Source organism: [Clostridium] celerecrescens 18A, from assembly GCF_002797975.1.
GTDB classification, from domain to species: Bacteria; Bacillota; Clostridia; order Lachnospirales; family Lachnospiraceae; genus Lacrimispora; species Lacrimispora celerecrescens.
Window position 1 is genome coordinate 3,484,093 of the sequence record NZ_PGET01000001.1, and the last position, 17,048, is coordinate 3,501,140.

16 protein-coding genes are annotated in these 17,048 nt (G+C 46.2%); 3 read left to right on the forward strand and 13 right to left on the reverse strand.

The genetic code is table 11. From position 1 onward, the window contains the following. Positions 1–147: 147 nt before the first annotated feature. From lsrF to H171_RS15835, 5 genes are all read right to left on the reverse strand, one after another. Positions 148–1,029, reverse strand: a complete 882-nt coding sequence (lsrF, locus tag H171_RS15815; protein WP_100306013.1) for a 3-hydroxy-5-phosphonooxypentane-2,4-dione thiolase — start codon at positions 1,027–1,029, stop codon at positions 148–150. Between the two features lie 60 nt (positions 1,030–1,089). Continuing rightward, positions 1,090–2,241 carry a substrate-binding domain-containing protein gene (locus tag H171_RS15820; protein ID WP_100306014.1) on the reverse strand — a complete coding sequence of 384 codons (1,152 nt, stop codon included), beginning with the start codon at positions 2,239–2,241 and terminating at the stop codon, positions 1,090–1,092. 65 nt (positions 2,242–2,306) lie between these two features. Continuing rightward, entirely contained in the window at positions 2,307–3,302 is a 996-nt protein-coding gene (locus H171_RS15825) for an ABC transporter permease (protein ID WP_100306015.1), read from the reverse strand. Beyond that, positions 3,299–4,297 (reverse strand): ABC transporter permease, encoded by a 999-nt coding sequence (locus tag H171_RS15830; RefSeq protein ID WP_100306016.1) that lies wholly within the window; start codon positions 4,295–4,297, stop codon positions 3,299–3,301. The genes H171_RS15825 and H171_RS15830 overlap by 4 nt, the downstream gene beginning before the upstream one ends. Further along, positions 4,294–5,829: a sugar ABC transporter ATP-binding protein gene (locus H171_RS15835; protein WP_100306017.1), complete on the reverse strand. Its 1,536-nt coding sequence runs from the start codon at positions 5,827–5,829 to the stop codon at positions 4,294–4,296. The genes H171_RS15830 and H171_RS15835 overlap by 4 nt, the downstream gene beginning before the upstream one ends. A gap of 304 nt (positions 5,830–6,133) precedes the next feature. Here H171_RS15835 and H171_RS15840 point away from each other — a divergent pair, with 304 nt between their 5' ends. The 3 genes from H171_RS15840 to H171_RS15850 are packed head-to-tail and all read left to right on the forward strand — an operon-like array spanning position 6,134 to position 9,023. Next, entirely contained in the window at positions 6,134–7,063 is a 930-nt protein-coding gene (locus tag H171_RS15840; RefSeq protein ID WP_100306018.1) for a sugar-binding transcriptional regulator, read from the forward strand. 21 nt (positions 7,064–7,084) lie between these two features. Continuing rightward, entirely contained in the window at positions 7,085–8,650 is a 1,566-nt protein-coding gene (gene lsrK / locus H171_RS15845; RefSeq protein ID WP_100306019.1) for an autoinducer-2 kinase, read from the forward strand. Positions 8,651–8,672: 22 nt separating this feature from the next. Next, positions 8,673–9,023, forward strand: a complete 351-nt coding sequence (locus tag H171_RS15850; RefSeq protein ID WP_100306020.1) for a cupin domain-containing protein — start codon at positions 8,673–8,675, stop codon at positions 9,021–9,023. A 92-nt stretch (positions 9,024–9,115) separates the two neighbouring features. On the opposite strand, the gene H171_RS15855 is transcribed toward H171_RS15850, so the two are convergent. The 8 genes from H171_RS15855 to greA form a co-directional block, all read right to left on the reverse strand. After that, positions 9,116–10,096, reverse strand: coding sequence for a DUF4340 domain-containing protein (locus tag H171_RS15855; RefSeq protein WP_100306021.1), 981 nt, complete (start codon positions 10,094–10,096; stop codon positions 9,116–9,118). 14 nt (positions 10,097–10,110) lie between these two features. After that, positions 10,111–11,481, reverse strand: a complete 1,371-nt coding sequence (locus tag H171_RS15860; protein ID WP_100306022.1) for a GldG family protein — start codon at positions 11,479–11,481, stop codon at positions 10,111–10,113. A 10-nt stretch (positions 11,482–11,491) separates the two neighbouring features. After that, positions 11,492–12,358 (reverse strand): ABC transporter permease subunit, encoded by an 867-nt coding sequence (locus H171_RS15865; RefSeq protein ID WP_100306023.1) that lies wholly within the window; start codon positions 12,356–12,358, stop codon positions 11,492–11,494. Beyond that, on the reverse strand, positions 12,358–13,425 hold the full coding sequence (locus tag H171_RS15870; RefSeq protein ID WP_100306024.1) for an ABC transporter ATP-binding protein: 1,068 nt from the start codon (positions 13,423–13,425) through the stop codon (positions 12,358–12,360). The genes H171_RS15865 and H171_RS15870 overlap by 1 nt, the downstream gene beginning before the upstream one ends. 182 nt (positions 13,426–13,607) lie before the next feature. After that, positions 13,608–14,489 carry a DNA glycosylase gene (locus H171_RS15875; protein ID WP_100306025.1) on the reverse strand — a complete coding sequence of 294 codons (882 nt, stop codon included), beginning with the start codon at positions 14,487–14,489 and terminating at the stop codon, positions 13,608–13,610. Between the two features lie 58 nt (positions 14,490–14,547). Further along, positions 14,548–15,162: an HAD family hydrolase gene (locus tag H171_RS15880; protein ID WP_100306026.1), complete on the reverse strand. Its 615-nt coding sequence runs from the start codon at positions 15,160–15,162 to the stop codon at positions 14,548–14,550. After that, positions 15,155–16,504 carry an MATE family efflux transporter gene (locus H171_RS15885; protein ID WP_100306027.1) on the reverse strand — a complete coding sequence of 450 codons (1,350 nt, stop codon included), beginning with the start codon at positions 16,502–16,504 and terminating at the stop codon, positions 15,155–15,157. The genes H171_RS15880 and H171_RS15885 overlap by 8 nt, the downstream gene beginning before the upstream one ends. Positions 16,505–16,526: 22 nt before the next feature. Then, positions 16,527–17,030 (reverse strand): transcription elongation factor GreA, encoded by a 504-nt coding sequence (greA, locus tag H171_RS15890; protein WP_100307553.1) that lies wholly within the window; start codon positions 17,028–17,030, stop codon positions 16,527–16,529. Between the last annotated feature and the right edge of the window lie 18 nt (positions 17,031–17,048).

A 17,048-nucleotide genomic window follows, 5' to 3' on the forward strand; every position in this document is an offset into this window, starting at 1 on the left:
ACTGTCTAATTCACTTATGCGCCTCCTTTCATATAAGATTTACTGTCAGTCATCGTACACTTGGGATATCTCAAAAACGATTCTGCTGCATCAAAAAAGTACCTGCCAGAATTGGCAGGTACTTAACTTGTAAAGAAAACCGTTTGTTTACTGATGAATCATATCCAGATAGAACTCAAATGCCTCTTTCGCAGTAAATCCTTCGTGTACGATCTTACGGACAGCCGCACTCATCTCCACAGGGCTTTGGCTCTGGAAGATATTTCTTCCCATATCAACTCCTTTTGCCCCCTGGCTGATGGAGTTATATGCAAGCTCCAGAGCTTCTTTTTCCGGAAGTTTCTTGCCTCCTGCCACCACTATGGGAACAGGGCAGGCAGATACCACTTCTTCAAAGTTTTCACAGTAGTAGGTTTTTATGATATTGGCTCCTAACTCCGCCACAATGCGGGTAGCCAGCTTAAAGAACCGGTCTGATCGCTCCATCTGCTTTCCTACTGCCACAACTCCCATGGTAGGAATGCTGTAGCGCATACCCAAATTTACCGCTTTTGACAGATTATCAAGGCTTGAAAGCTGTCCATCCCCTCCGATAAACGTTTGAACCGCCATACAATCCGCATTCATACGAATCACATCCTCTATGTCAACGGCAAGAACTTCATGGGACAAGTCCTCGTCAAGCATAGAAGAACCGGAGGTGACACGCAGTGCAATGCCTTTCCTTCCTTCTGCCGGCACACAACTCCTGATCGCCCCTCTTGTCCCCATTAGAACATCGATATTAGGAAGCAGCTTAGGCACCACCAAATCAAGTCTCTCCAGGCCAGATACAGAACCCATAAAATATCCATGATCAAAGGCAAACATCACCGTATTTCCGCTGTTCTCATCAAAAATATTCGATAAGTGCTTCTTCATTCCCCAATCCAGATGACCCGCTCCCTTTACGTAAAAAGGCTTATTGTTTGCAAATGGTTCATCCAGGTGATAATCATGTTCTACTTTCATTCCATCCAAATCTGCCATATTCTTTCTCCTTTTGCTTCTATATTATTTTCTGTCATGATTCCCGGCATTTCAGCCGTATTAGAAATCATAGTTGTTCATGTTATCTTTATTAAATACCGTACGCTCTGGAAGGAGAACAACTCCATTGTTTACCTCAGCGGTGGTTGCCCCTTCTACCAAACAGTCATTTGGCATTACTTCCACCGTACCAATTTCCGGAATATCAATCTTATCTCCTACTTTCACCTGATTCCCTGCGGACAGATAGGCGGCTAGATAGCAGCCAATCGCACCCTGCACCTGGCAGTCCCAAAGCCCCCACTGCTCAATCACACCCGCATCGCAGTAATCCTTAATGGACATCGGGGAGGCAAAACCGGTAATGGTTACATCTTCTTTTGTAAGTCCCTTGTTCTGGGCTGCCTTACACTGGCCTGGAAGAGCCGTAGAATCATTGCAGATAATCAGGTCAATATCCGGGTTGGCTTCCAGTATAGAAGCACCGATCGAGACCGCTTTTTCCGCATCCTGTTCAGAATAATAATTATTCGGAGCCACATTCACCCAGTTAGGATAGTTCTCTTTGATGTAGGCCTCTCCCGCAACCTGCCAGGAATTCTGATCCGCTACCGTTGCCTGGGAATAGTGCCAACAGTATTTCACCGCGTCAGCTTTAACATCTTTCCCCCGTTTTGTTAAAGAATCCACTCCCATATCTACCAGCATCTTCCCAAGCATCTCAGGAGTTCCCTGTGAAACCATCAACGTACGTACCGTATCTGAAACATCAGAATCCCATGTGACCACAGTCAGACCTGCATCAGCAGCCTCTTTTAACGCGGAGTCAAGCCCCGTTGCATCTACGGAAGAAACACAAAGGGCATCCACGCCGCTTGCCACCGCATTGTTGATTACCTGAACCTGGTCAGCTACAGCCGCATTAGCACTTCCCTGATAGTCAACTGTAATATCCCATGTCTTTCCATACTTCTGTGCTCCCGCATTGGCGGATTCAAAAAATGCATTTCCTGTCAGCTTAGGAATAAATGCAACAGTTTTTCCAGAAATACCAGAAGAACCGGTATTATCTTTGCTTTCTTCTGCTTTTGATTCTGTTTTCGTTTCACCAGCTGGTGCATTAGATGCTGCCGCCGGTTTTCCAGAGCTGCCGCAAGCAGTCAGCGATGCCGCCATCAGTCCTGCCAATACAATTGCTATTGCTTTTCTCATAAATAAAATCCTCCTTATATGTTTTGATCGTTTTATATTAATGAGGTTACACCTCATGTTACCAATCAATTCCGTTCTCTTTTCAGAAAACGTGCTTTGAGTGCCGGATTATTCAGGACAGCTCTGCCCGTTACCACCGCCAGTAAAAGAAGCCCTGCCGGAATGTCCAAATACTGCTGGCTCACCTTGAAGCACAGAGGAAGTCCGAATCTCAAAGTACCGATAACTACTGCAGCAAGAGCCGTTCCAGGTACGCTTCCTTTTCCTCCTGTACTTAAAGTACCGCCTAAAACAACTGCAGTGATGATGGGAAGGGTCAGAGTAGAGCCAATATCGCTTTTTGCCGTACCAAGATAAGAGGTCAGGATGATTCCTGCCACCGCCGCACTGATTCCGGAAAGAATGTAAGTGCTCATAATAATGAATTTGGCATGAATACCTGAATATTCCGCTGCATCGGGATTTACCCCTACCAGAAATACCTGTCTGCCATATCTGGTTTTATGTAGAAGAAAATAAGCCAGCACTGCCAGGATAAGAAAAATGATCACCTGACTTGGAATCACACCAAACAGCTTTACTTTAGAAAGCCTTAAAAAACTATCCGGGAAACCGCTGATTCCTTTATAGCTCTCTGTTGCAGACAAATTGGACACCAGAAGAGCAATTCCCGAGTACAGAAAACTCCCTCCAAGAGTGACCACCATAGGCTGCACGCCGCAGTATGCGATGAAATAGCCGGATAAGGCGCCGCATAACCCGGCTGCAATCATAGCGATCAGGGAGGCAAACCAGATGTTTACTCCTCCATCCTGCCAGGCAACTCCCAAAATAATGGAAGAAAGCCCTACAATGGAACCAGCTTGGATATCGATCCCTCCAGTGATCATGACAAAGGTAACAAACAGTGAAATGATACAAATGGAAATGATGTCATTCATACTGCCAAACAGCACTCTCGGCATAAGGAACTTACTGTTCTTTGATGCAAAAACAACAATTTCCAGAATTAATATCAAAGAGAGTACAAATTCCCATTTTTTCCAGATATGAGATTTCATTTCTTCTCTCCTCCTTTTTCTGCAGTCCTTGCGGCAAGGATCCGGTGACGGTTTTTCTCTGCCGCCCGGTTCTGTGACACAGTATTAATTACAACAATGGTCAGCAGCATGATACCTGTGATCGTATTGTCATAATCGGAAGAAAATCCAAGAAAAACAAGAATTCTGCTGATGGAGGACATGATGACCGCACCGATAGAGGCGCCGGCCAGGCTTCCAATCCCGCCGCTTAAGCTTAAGCCTCCCAGAACGCAGGCAGCAATTGCCTTCATCTCATATCCATTTCCTGCCGTAGGCGTAATAAAGCCAATGCGTGACGCATAAATGATACCTGCGACGGAAGCAAACACTCCACACAGGACATAAGCTGCAATCTTCGTTTTATCTGCCGGTATTCCCACCAGGGTTGCACCCGCTGCATGATCTCCCACTGCGATAAAATACTTTCCCTTTTTCGTTTTCGTCAAAATAAGATGGACAACCAAGATAACAAGAACTGCCAGAGCATAAAAGACAGTTAAGTTTCCAATCAGGAGGCGGTTTGACATTCTGGTAAATTCAGCCGGAAGATTTTCAACCCAGGCACCCTTCGTGTATACATATATCAGCCCCCGCACAACACCGTTAACACCCAAAGTAAAAATCAGAGAGGGAATGTGAAGAACCGCCACGCCGACTCCATTGACCAGTCCGGTAAGAATACCAATGGCAAGAGCGGCTGCCGTAGCCGTCACCACCCCATACCCATCTCTTAAAAGAGCGGCTCCCACGGCTGCCGATAAGCCCAGCACTGCACCGATGGAAACATCGATTTCTCCCGTTAAGATAACAAATGCAATTCCTGCCGACAGAAGGGTAAATACAACGCTGTCATTAAAACAGTTCCATATGGCTGCCGGCTGCCAGAAACTCCTGTTTACCAAGCCCACCAAAAAAATCAGTCCTGCCAGAAAAAGAAAACTATTTAACTCACGGATTCTTCCAATCTTTTTCATGCTTCCACCTGCTTTCCTTCTGTCACGCCAAAAGATGCCGCCATAAGGCTTGCCTGGGAGATTTCATGTTTGCCTAATTCTCCTCTAAGCCGTCCCTGAAAGACCACAACTGCCCGGTCTGAAAGCTCCACAATCTCTTCCATATCAGAAGAAATCAGCATAACCGCTACTCCCTGCTTTTTCAGTTCGTGGATAATCGCATACACATCTCCCCGTGCTGCCGCATCAATACCACGTGTAGGCTCGTCCAGAATCACCAGCTTTGGATTGGTAGACAGAGACCGGCCGATTACGATCTTTTGCTGGTTGCCTCCGGAAAGGCTTCCCGCAATCTGATCCTGGCCCGTAATTTTGATGCGGAAATCCTCCACATATTTCCGGGTGATCAATTGCTCCGCCTTCCTATTTAAAAATATTCGTCCAAGGGATTTCCCCGGAACCAAAGCAGAGGTGATATTAGCCCCAACATCACTGATACCAAACAGGCCATTTAAGCAGCGGTCTTCCGGCACATAATTGATACCGGTTTTTAAAACCTCCCTGGTAGAAAGGCCTGTCACATCTTCTCCATCCAGAAAAGCCTTTCCTCCAAGAACCTTATCTTTTCCAAAAATCGTAACTGCAAGTTCGGTACGCCCGGCTCCCACAACTCCTGCGACCCCAAGAATCTCTCCCGGATAAATCTTAAGGTTTATGTCCCGGAATCCGTAACCGGAGTAGCCTTTCAGTTCAAATACCGGCTCCAGTGCAGAGTAATCCAGATGACTGGATTCTTTTCCCCCGGCTTTCTGCTGCCCTTCCATATTGGGAGGAAGCAGACCCTTAACCAGCATCTCCCTGGTAAAGTCCGGGGTCTTTCCCTTTAATGTAATCACACCGTCCCTCATAATTGCCACATGAGTAGCGATCTGGAATACCTCAGCCAGACGGTGAGTAATATAGATGATCCCAATGCCCTTCTTCTTTAAATCCTCCACAATCCGGAAAAGGCTCTCTACCTCATCAAAGGTCAGTGCACTGGTAGGTTCATCTAAAATCAGAAGCTTCGCCTGCCTTAAGAGTCCTCTTAAAAGCTCCACCAGCTGCTGTTCAGCTATAGAAAGGCTCATTGCCTTCCGGTCCGTATCCAGATGCCAGCCGATCTCATCCATGATGTGCCCCAGCCGCTTCCTAAGAACAGCCGTATTTTCACTAAAACCGATCAGGATATTCTCTTCAACAGTCATATTAGGAAACAGCATGGGCTCCTGGGGAACCATATAAATCCCTTTTGAAAGAGCAACAGACGGCTTGAATACCGAAAGCATGTCACCTGCAACTGTTACATTTCCGGCATCCGGCTGGTAGATACCCATTATGATTTTCATCAAGGTGCTTTTTCCCGCTCCGTTTCCGCCAATCAGGGCAAGTACTTCTCCCTCTCCTACGCTTAAATCGATACCTTTTAAAACAGCATTGGAGCCAAATGATTTGACAATACCGCTGACAGAAAACAGTGTCTGTTCCAAACGGGCTGCTTCTGATTGTTTCATATTTCCTCCCACCCATCATACTTGATATTTTTGTTCGTATCGCTAACTTTTGTTCATGCCCATATCATACATGACGCCAAACACGTTGTCAATAGTTTTTTCAGAAATATATGGTGTTTTTGAACTAATTTCAGCGTTATATTATATATTATTTATTATATTTTACTCATCAAATTCAGGTTTTTAATTTTTAAGCCGTCACTATTGACATATGAAATTCCATTTGTTATACTTAAGAAAATTCAAAACAATTTATTCAACTCAAAACATTTGTTTAGAATAACAAAGAACAGGAGACCTAAAAATGAACTATGAAGATTCCCTTATAATTAAAACAGCATGGTATTATTATATAGAAAATATGACCCAGCAAAAAATTTCTGAAAAACTCGGAATATCCCGTATGAAAGTGATTAAGCTTTTGGAGAAAGCCAGGCAGGATGGAGTGATCCAGTTTCAGATTTCCCAGGAACGAAGCCGTCACTTAAAGGTCGAACAGGAGTTAATCCGCAGATGGAATTTAAAGGATGCTTTTGTAGTTCCCTCTGCACCAGGCATTTCCTCTCTCAACGATACCATTGCCAAAGCCGCCGCCATGTACATCAGTGACCGGATTACAGAAAACACATACATCAATATAGGATACGGAGATACTCTTGGACGGGTTATCAATCATCTGGCTACCATAACAGAAGCACCGCTGTCAGCCGTATCTTTAACAGGAGGAGTCAGCTATTATCTTCCAAATACATTTTCTAGCAAATTTAATGCAAAACTATTTCTGTATCCTGCCCCCCTCGTTGTTTCAACCAAGGAGCTTTGCAGTGCAATGCAGAACGAGCCTTCCGTCCAGGAAATTTCCCGCATGGTGAATCTGGCTTCCATGACCGTCGTTGGCATAGGAGGGATCAGAGAAGATGCAACCATAATCAAGAATGGAATTTTCACAAAGAATGACTTTCTCTATTTGTCCATGCAGGGAGCCGTAGGAGATATCCTGAGCCATTTCATCGATCAGGATGGAAACCCCATTCATACCGATATTGAAGACCGGCTGTTAAGCACATCTCTTGCAACCCTGCGAACCCTGCCCAATGTCATTGGAGTTGCCGCAGGTGACAGCAAATTGAAAGCCATTCGTGCTTCTTTAAAGGGAGGCTATTTAAATGTGTTAATCACAGATGAACAAACGGCATTAAACCTGATGGAGGAAGATCCCGACTCACCGATATGAAAATAGAATGGAGGAATGGAGATGTCATCAAATTACCTTTTAGCCATTGATGCAGGCACCGGCAGCATCCGTGCCGTACTTTTTGACAGCAAGGGCAATCAGATCTCTTGTATTCAAGAGGAATGGGAACACAGGGAAGATCCCCGGTATCCGGGGAGTATGGATTTTGACTGGGTACATAACTGGGAGCTTGCCGCTTCCTGTATCCGAAGGGTCTTATGCACAAGCGCCGTCAATCCTTATGAGATAGCCGCAATCTCCACCACCTGCATGAGAGAAGGTATTGTTCTTTACGACAAGGAAGGAAAAGAAATCTGGGCCTGCGCCAATGTAGATGCCCGGAGCAATGAAGAAGTAGTACAATTGATCCGCAGTGATCCGGAGCTTGAACGCCTCCTCTATCAGGAAACAGGACAGTCTTATGCTCTGGATGCCCTTCCCAGGCTTCTCTGGGTAAAGAATAAAATGCCAGATATTTATAAACGGGCCGCATACATTGGAATGTTCAATGACTGGCTTATATTTAAGCTGACCGGCCTCCTGGCCGTAGAGCCAAGCAACGGATCAACTACAGGATTGTTTGATTTAAAAACCCGATGCTGGAATCCGGAGATTGCCGGACGGTGCGGACTCCGGACAGATATTTTTCCCCTTGTAAAGGAATGTGGGACTGTAATCGGAAAAACCGCTACCTGCTGCAAAGACCAGACTGGACTGCCGGAAGGAATTCCCGTTGTTGCTGGCGGAGGGGATGCCCAGCTGGGCTGTATTGGCGTAGGTGTGGTACATGCCGGGGAAGCCGCAGTATTCGGAGGCAGCTTCTGGCAGTACGAATACAACACTGACAAGCCGGACACAGATCCGGACTGCCGTGTCCGTGTAAACTGTCATGCCATACCAGGCATCTGGCAGTTTGAAGCCCTCGCCTTTCAACCGGGCCTTGTCATGCGATGGTATCGGGACAGCTTCTGCCATGCAGAAAAAAAGCTGGCAGAGGAAGCAGGTACGAGCATCTATCATTTGATGAATGAGGAAGCAGAGAAAATACCGGCAGGATGCTATGGAATGATGTGTACTTTTTCGGATGTAATGAACTTTATTAGCTGGAAGCACGCCGCACCGACCTTCTCCAACTTTGGCCTTGATCCCGGGAAATATAACCATTATACCTTCTACCGGGCAATTTTAGAGAATGCGGCTCTGGTTACAAAAGGACATCTTGATCTGGTCCAGGATGCCATCGGCCATCGGCCAAAAGAAATCACCTTTGCCGGCGGAGCCTCTAACAGTTCCCTCTGGGCCCAGATACTGTCTGATGTTCTGGGGCTTCCGGTAAAGGTTCCTAAAGTAAAGGAAGCCACTGCACTGGGCGCTGCGATCCTGGCCGGATATGGAATCGGCATGTATCAGGATATTGCTGAAACTGCAAAAGAGCTGGTAATTATAGAGCGGCAGTTTATGCCAAACATGGAGAATCATAAGATTTATGGTGAAATCTATGGGAAATGGAGAGAATTTTATCAGGCTCAGCTGGCTCTCTGCGACCGTAAGATCACTAAGAATATGTGGATAGCACCCGGTTTATAAGGGAAGAAAAAGGAGAAAAAATATGTTCATTACCAATGAATCAGAAAAAGAATTCCGTTTTGGGGACAGCGGCCCAAAATATTTAATGAAAGGACCGCGCATGAATTTTGCAGTCGTACAGTTCCAGCCAGGTGAGGATTTCACCGCTCACTATCATAACGTTATGGAAGAAGATTTCTTCATTCTGGAGGGAGAGATCAATATTGTTGTAGACGGAGTCGTCCACCATTTAAAGCAGGGAGATTTCATTCATATTGAACCTTCCGAAGTTCACTACTGCTTTAATCCATACAAGAACAAAGTTAAGATGATATCCACGCTGGCGCCTTATCAGCAGGTGGATAAGGTAGAAGTAGAAGACTATACGTTTTAGATTCCGAAAATGGTACCCTGATGGTCAGGCATAGAAAAAGAGGCCTTCCGCCTCTTTTCTACCTCATACCATCAGGGTACTGTTTATTATTTTTATGAAATGCCTTTATTTACTGTCAGACATTTATCAATAGAAGCCTTTTCAATTTCATTAATATTGGAAGAACCTACCGTACGGGTGTAGTAGCAGCTGGAATCACTGTTTAAGGAACCTACAGACAGGGTAAAGGATTCTTCCGAGCCATTCCTATCATAAGTATAAGTAATGACTGCAGCAGGCTGATCAAGGCCGTAGCCTGCCAGTTCATTGTCCTGCACCTTATAATTTGGGCAGCTCTTTACCTTCAGGCTGCTTAAGGAATCTGCCAGAACATTTAGGCCTGAATTATCGGAAAGCTTATTGTCCGGCGAATCCGCAGAGTCCCTGTACCATTCGATCGTCCCATCTTTCTCATCCAGCTTCTTTTTTACATAATGTTCACTGATGCCTGCCTTAGTTATTGTAATGCTCTTTATGTCGGCACCGGATACAGCCGGGAACTCCTCCAGGGCCATCAGATCATTTAGTCCCGAGCCCGTTTCATTGTACAGGGTGGAGCCTATGAGATATGGGGTATCCTGCCCCTCCAGTGCCGCATAATAATCCCCATCACCGGTGGCATTGCCAAGGAGGATCACGGATGTCGCCCCATCTTCTGCTGCTGCAGCGATCTTTCTTATGGGCTTATCCAGACCATAGGCGCTTAGGCTGTCTCCGCCTTCCAGCTTCCGCAGGGCTTCAAGCTTAGAAACCGTGGAAGCAAGGGAATCCATTTCCTCCTGTTTTACCGGAAAAAGGTCATCTCCGTCATAGCTCCATTTGCCATTCTTTTTTGTAAAGGACAGCTCCTGTCCGTCAATATCATAGGAAAGGCTGGAAACATTGGAAAGGTCGGTGAGATAGACTTTTTCTCCCTCCTCCTTCTCCTTCGTCTGTTCCTGGGAGCGGTTCATATACTGCCCCACGCCCACATAGATCACACACAGGGTCGCCAGGGCGGCCGTTCCATATAAAAGGCCTTTTTTCTTTTTCATGTTTCAGCCTCCTTTTACAAACGTCTGCGCTTAAGCCAGATCACAAGTCCTGCTGCCAGTGTCACCACCGGGATAACAAATATAAACAGGATTCCCCACATGCCTCCGTGGGTAACGGTGTTATAGGTTACATCAAGGCTCTTGGCAGGAATGGATACATTGGATACATCATCAAAATTAGCCGTAACTGCATTCATGAAAAGATTTAAATTAGTTAAATTGGTAAAGCTGGTGTTCAGCCCCTCATCGATAAGGGTTGGGGTACTGAATACGGTCAAACGTGCCGTTCCAGAACTTAAAGTCTTCTCTGATACGGCTCCCAGGATATAGGTTCCTTCTGTCTGCTTATCAGCCGTTACCAGCATACCTCCGTCACTGGTCTCCATAAACGGAGTTACTTCAACGCCTTCGGGCAGAACCTCTTTCTGGGTCATGGCTGCGGACTGGAGGACAAGGGCTGCGCTTTTTCCATCTATGCCATTTGTCACTTCGCTTCCTGCCTGAATGGTTGGAAAGATATAATAGGGATTGTTCTGATAAAATTTCTTGGTATCTGCTGCAAGTCCGTTTTCCAGATTCAGACCGTAATCGCTCATAAGGGCGCTTAAGTTCGGGCGGTCCTTTTCCGTATAACCGGCTAGGATCAGAACCCTTCCCCCTTTATCCAGGTAATCGGAAATCATCTTCCTTTCATCATTTGCCAGGTCTGATGCCGGAGCATTGATGAGCAAAAGTTCACAATCCTCAGGAATGCTTCCTCCTGTCAGAAGATTCAGGGAGCTCACGGTCAGATTGGACTTTTTTAACATATCGGAAGCCGTAGCTCCAAGGGCCGCCTCTCCATGGCCTTCTGTCACATAAACTGTTTTCTGCACGTTGTTGATCACATGGGAAATAGCCCCGGTAAGCTGACCTTCACCGTCAAATTCCGTTTCCTTGGACTGTCCATAATAATAGTAGGACATTTCATCCATTTTAATGATATCCGTCATGGCGATGGATTCTGTCCTGCCTGTGGAATCACAGCTTACCAAAAGCGTATTATCCTGTGCTTTCAGCTTATTAACCTGGTCCGGATGAAGAACGGAATCCACGGTCACTACCTTGATGCGGCTGGATAAATCCCCGTAGCGCTTAATAAAGCTTGTGATCCTCTTATCTACAGATTCCGGATCAGCAACCACATAAATCGTAACATCCTTATCAAGTGCCTTAACAAGATCCTTCGTGGTCCCGCCCAGGGTATAGATCTGGCTGCTGCTCATATCCCACTGCCGTACCTTCTCCGGAAGACGGCCTACGATCAAATTTAATATTACTACGGCTGCTATGACAATCAACGTTAGGATTGCCGTGTAGCCCCCTTTTTTTAATTTTCTGGTCATCTCCATCCTCCTAACTCCATCTGCGTTTCTCTATGGACTGCACGGTCAAGAATACCAGCAGGAAAATGATGCTGATATAGTAAACCAGGCCGCCTGCATCAAAGATGTAATGACTGGCAAAGTTCTGAAACACGTCGGTCACTGCAATTTTTTCCAAAACATTTGTCAGAGCACGTTCAAAAAGGTCCTTTTTTACAAGGTACAGCACTGCGATGCAGAGTACTCCTGCTGCTTCCAGAACGGCTGCAAGGGGACCATGGCTCGTTATTCGGGACACCGCAAATACAATCCCGGACCAAAGAATCAGAAACCCTGCTGCAGAGCCGATCGCCGATGTGGGTAAAAATTCTACAAGACTGGGCCATAAAAGCAAAAGAAGAATGATTCCAAAGGTTCCTACCGCAGCAATGATCTGGCTTTCTGTTAAGGAAGAAATAAACATTCCGATGGCAATATAGACACAGCCCAGTAGGAAAAAGGCCAGTAAAGAAGCATAATCCGATTTTAAATTTGCATTTCCGTTCAGCTTGATGATAAGAGGACAGATTCCGGAAATCAGTACCGGGATGGCGTAGACGGTTATCATGGAAAGATATTTTCCAAGAACCATTTTGGCAACGGTTACCGGAGAGGTGAGCAGAAGCTGGTCGGTCTTCGTCTTCCGGTCATCTGCAAAGCTTCTCATGGTAAGCACCGGAATGCCGATCATGATAATGGTCACCATTCCAGACAGAGTATATGAAAAGTAGGGATATCCGCTCATCATGTTATAAGCCATAAAGTAAATTCCTATAAACAGCACCATAAAGGCGATAAATACGTATCCGGTCATGGACTGAAAATAGGCTTTCAGTTCTCTTCTATAAATTGCAGCCATTATTCTTCATCCCCCTCTCCGTCTTCTGTTTCTTCCTTAAAGTCTGCCTTTAAAAGCTCCCCTTCAAAATCATCTGTTTCAAGGTTTTCATTTGTCTCCATCCCCTCTGCCGTTCCTTCCCCTGTCAGTTCAAGGAATACCTCTTCCAGGGACGCTTTTGTGGCCTGCATGGAAAGAATGGGAATCCTCTGGTCGGCAAATGCGAAGAATATGGTTTCCCGGATATCCTCTCCATCTTCTTTCTCTTCCGCATCTGTGCAGATGCGCAATACTGCCCTGTTTATTCCCTCTTCACCGCTCTCCCGTACCGACACATCGGCTGCCTGGGGAATGGCTTCCAGGATTTCAAGGATTTGTTCTTCAGTCCCTTTTACTAAAAGCTCCATTCCAGCAGTTCCGGCCATCTGGCGTTCCAGATTCTCCGGCGTATCGCTGGCAATCAGTCTTCCCTTGTCAATGATCATGATATGATCGCATACTGCGCTGACCTCGGAAAGGATATGGGAGCTTAAAATAACCGTATGTTTCTGTCCGAGCCTGCGGATGGTATCCCTGATTTCGATGATCTGTTTAGGATCCAGTCCTACGGTAGGTTCATCCAGAATAATGACCGGCGGAAACCCTAAAACTGCCTGGGCCAGGCCTACACGCTGCCGGTAGCCCTTTGATAGGTTGCGGATCAAACGGCCTTTTACCTCCACCAGCTTGGCGAGCTCCATGACCTCATAAACAGCCTCATTCCTTTCCTTTTTCGGTACTTTCTTCAATTCCGCAGCAAACTGCAGCTGCTCTTCCACAGTCATATCCACATAAAGCGGCGGAAGCTCCGGCAGATACCCGATACACTTCTTTGCTTCCTCCCCATCTTCCAGTATATTATGGCCGTTGATCAGCACATCACCCTCCGTAGCTCCGATGTACCCGGTCATAATGTTCATTGTGGTGGATTTTCCGGCCCCGTTTGGCCCTAGAAATCCATAGATCTGTCCATCGTTGATCGTAAAGCTTAAATGGTCCACAGCCAGATGACCGCTGTAATCCTTTACCAGATTTCTGACTTCAATCAACTCTCTCTCCTCCTGTCTTATATGCATTTTGCATCCTTACTAAGGGTAAAAGGGAATTGTGAAAATTGTGTGATATATATTTGTTGATTGTGTGATAAAAGTATGAAATATTTCGACAAACTCAAAAATAAAAAGGCCTGGGCAGCTATTGCTGCACAGGCAATCAAAATAAAGGGATCTGGTCAAGTCCCCCGCAGCTTGCTTCGTGGGATTTGATTTATCTTATAATAAAACATGTACTGCTGAAGGATCCCGGCATATCCGTGATACCGCTCCAGGGGAAAGCCCTGAGGATAGTGAAGCTCCAAGATCTGCTTTACATGGGTATCCACAGGAAAAGCCCCCACATGGTGAAGCCCGAACAGGCAGATGCAGTCTGCCACCTTCCTTCCGATCCCATACTGCTCCATCAGTATGCTGTGGGCGCTTTTATAATCTGCTTCCTTTAAGCGCAAAAGCCATTCCTTTCCTTCTGGACCGCTGCACATCTCTGCAATTGACAGGATGTATTTATCCCGGTAACCCAGACCCAGGCCGGTCAATCCCTTAAGGCCCGCCATAGAAAGGCTCTCCGGCTCCGGAAAGGCATCATAGCTTCTTACTGTTTCTTTCCAGCTACCGTCAGGGGACATGGTCAGACCCAGCCCCTTCTTTTTCTCTCCGAACCGTTTACACAGCTCTTTAACGCTGCCTGTGATACGGGTGATATTGTTATTCTGGGAGATTAAAAAGGTCACCAGCATTTCCCATAGATCCTGATGAAGGATCCGGACACCCCAGCCCCATTCCATGGCCTCCCTAAGATATGAATCTTCAGAGTCAACGTGCTTTTTATAGCCGCTGTAATCGGTCTGCAAGTCAAAATAGCCGGCCCATGATTCTTTAAACTCCCTCTCTCCGCAGGAAAATAAGAAGCTGTCTCCATCTTTGGCTGCTTCCACATATTCTCCCGAAGCTGCGATCGACCAGACTCCGTTTTCGCCCTCCCGGCCTTCCATGCGGAAACACTGGCCGGACCTGGCGATCTGTTTAAAATCCATATCTTTTATCTGAATCCGGTACATAATAAGCGTTTCTCCATTTCATTGCATAGCCACAAAACACTATGGTTCCAGGGCATTCTTAGTTATCATTCAAATGGGCCAGAAATTCTTTCAGCCGTTTCACATCTCCGTCCTCGAAGCAGTACCCATCCATACCGCAGGCCCTCGCTCCTTCAATATTCATGGGCATATCATCGATAAAAAAGCATTCCTCCGGCTTTAAGTGGAACCGATCAAATAAATGGCTGTACATTTCCTTTTGAGGCTTCAAACACTTTACCTCAGCGGAAAATAAGATCCCGTCAAAATGTTCAATTCCCGGAATGATTTTATAACACGTCAGCAGACGAAGGGAAGCATTGGAGCAAAGATAGATGCCATATCCCCTCTCCTTAAGATGTCCTACCAGTTCCCCCATCTCTTTATCAGGCCACATATTATATTCATGCCAGTGCTCAAGACAAAGAGCTGCCATTTCCTTGGCATGGGCAGTATCCAGACGAGCCTGCATCTTCTTTAAAGCATCTTCCTCTGAGATCAGCCCCATATCCAGAAACAGCCACTCCTGAGACTCGAATACAGCGATTCTTACTGCCTTCCGCTCTTCCTCATCCTCAATAAAATGCCTGCAGACAATATCTCCATCGTAATGTACCAGCACTCTGCCCATGTCAAATACTATATTTTTAATCATGATTTTTCTCCTGTAATAATTCATTTTTCTTTTTAAACCAGAAATAATAGGGAACCTCATAAAGCAGCATACAGGCCCAACCGGCCAGGCATGCATAGGGAACTCCATTCATTCCCATAGACGGAACCAGCAGGACGACCAATGCCACCCGGACGGAAATCTGGATCAGGGTAGAGATCAGGGTGATGGACATATTTCCCATTCCCCGGAAAAACCCCTGGATCCCATTGGTAAATGCCGGCAGCAGATAGAAAAAAGCCATAAGGTGTAAATATTCCGCCCCAATCCTTACCATGGCCCCATCCCCATTGGGCACAAATAATCTCATCACCGGTTCCTTCACCATCAGGATGACAATGCATATGATCACCCAGTAGCCTGCTTCTATAAAAAGTCCGGTCCGAAATCCCTTCTTCACCCGTTCCCCATTACCAGCTCCCCGGTTTTGCGCCACAAAGGTCATCATACCGCTGGATATGCTTTGTTCCGGAGTAAATGCAAAGTCATCCACCCGGTTCACTGCCTGAAACGCTGCTATGGTGCTGACGCCCAGTGGATTTATGACTCCCTGTATCAAAAGCTTGCCAATGGGCTGACAGGATTGCTGCAATGCCGTAACCGCTCCATTCTTGACCGTAAGGCTTAAAAGCTCCCGGTCCATACGGAATTCCTTTGGCTTAAGTTTAAGAAGGGGAACCTTCTTATATATGTAGAAGATACACAGAAGCGCAGAAGCCGCCTCCGCAATGACCGTAGAAAATGCAGCCCCGAAAACTCCCATGTGAAACCCTGCCACAAATACTAGATCCAATAATGCGTTTAAAACCGAGGCCATAGCCAGAAAGTGAACCGGAGTCTTTGAATCGCCCACACTCCGGAGGGCAGAAGCCACTCCGTTATAAAAAAAGGTAAAGGGCGTTCCGACCAATATGACCCTTAAGTAAACAGACGCATCTACTGAGATTTCCTCCGGCACACGGAGAAGCCTTATGATCCCTCCGGAAAAGAGCAGCCCAAGGCCCACAATGACCAGGGAAAAATAAAAGCCAAACAAAAGGGTGGTTGCTATCTCCTGCTTTAACCTTTCATGACTGCCTGCTCCAAAAAACTCACTCATCAGCACCGAAGCCCCGATGCAGATCCCCGTAATTCCCAGGATCACAATGTTCATGACCGGGCCTGCGGCACCAACTGCTGCCAGTGCCTCTTCACCCGCAAACCGTCCTACTACAATGGAATCCACCGCGTTATAGGTGAGCTGGAATAAATTTCCCAAAACAAGCGGGATGGAAAACCGTATCAGCCCGGAAGAAATATTTCCTCTTGTCATATCCTTCATCATATCATCCTGCCCCTTTGGCGGATCAATAGCTCCTTAGCTTGTCACTGCCATCATCCTTTGTATTTTCCAGGCGTTTTACCACTACGTAGTAGCCTGTTTTGTCATTGACCTTTACATAAACCCGGTCGCCTACCTTATGTCCCATAACAGCCCTTCCCAAAGGAGACTCAGAGCTGATAAGGCCTTTCATGGAATTTCCACGGACGGTTGTTACAAGCTTATAGGTCTCCTCCTCGTCATCATCCTCAAAATACAAGTCAACCGTATTATAGAGCCCGATCTCATCGTCTTTGGATTCATCGGATATGACCTGGGCCGTCTTTATCATCTTCTCCAGATAACGGATCCTGCTTTCATTCTGGTTCTTATCCTTTTTTGCGGCATGATATTCAAAGTTTTCACTTAAATCCCCATGAGCTCTTGCTTCTTTTACCGCTTCCAATGCTTCCTTCCGAACGACCAGCTTCCGGTGGTCGATTTCTTCCTGCATTTTCTTAATATCATTTTCCGTTAATTTGTCAAACACGCTGTTCCTTCCCTCTTT

Coding starts and splice junctions, on each gene's coding strand:
- lsrF (WP_100306013.1), bottom strand. CDS start 1,029: ATGGCAGATTTGGATGGAATGAAAGTAGAACATGATTATCACCTGGAT.
- H171_RS15820 (WP_100306014.1), bottom strand. CDS start 2,241: ATGAGAAAAGCAATAGCAATTGTATTGGCAGGACTGATGGCGGCATCG.
- H171_RS15825 (WP_100306015.1), bottom strand. CDS start 3,302: ATGAAATCTCATATCTGGAAAAAATGGGAATTTGTACTCTCTTTGATA.
- H171_RS15830 (WP_100306016.1), bottom strand. CDS start 4,297: ATGAAAAAGATTGGAAGAATCCGTGAGTTAAATAGTTTTCTTTTTCTG.
- H171_RS15835 (WP_100306017.1), bottom strand. CDS start 5,829: ATGAAACAATCAGAAGCAGCCCGTTTGGAACAGACACTGTTTTCTGTC.
- H171_RS15840 (WP_100306018.1), top strand. CDS start 6,134: ATGAACTATGAAGATTCCCTTATAATTAAAACAGCATGGTATTATTAT.
- lsrK (WP_100306019.1), top strand. CDS start 7,085: ATGTCATCAAATTACCTTTTAGCCATTGATGCAGGCACCGGCAGCATC.
- H171_RS15850 (WP_100306020.1), top strand. CDS start 8,673: ATGTTCATTACCAATGAATCAGAAAAAGAATTCCGTTTTGGGGACAGC.
- H171_RS15855 (WP_100306021.1), bottom strand. CDS start 10,096: ATGAAAAAGAAAAAAGGCCTTTTATATGGAACGGCCGCCCTGGCGACC.
- H171_RS15860 (WP_100306022.1), bottom strand. CDS start 11,481: ATGACCAGAAAATTAAAAAAAGGGGGCTACACGGCAATCCTAACGTTG.
- H171_RS15865 (WP_100306023.1), bottom strand. CDS start 12,358: ATGGCTGCAATTTATAGAAGAGAACTGAAAGCCTATTTTCAGTCCATG.
- H171_RS15875 (WP_100306025.1), bottom strand. CDS start 14,489: ATGTACCGGATTCAGATAAAAGATATGGATTTTAAACAGATCGCCAGG.
- H171_RS15880 (WP_100306026.1), bottom strand. CDS start 15,162: ATGATTAAAAATATAGTATTTGACATGGGCAGAGTGCTGGTACATTAC.
- H171_RS15885 (WP_100306027.1), bottom strand. CDS start 16,504: ATGATGAAGGATATGACAAGAGGAAATATTTCTTCCGGGCTGATACGG.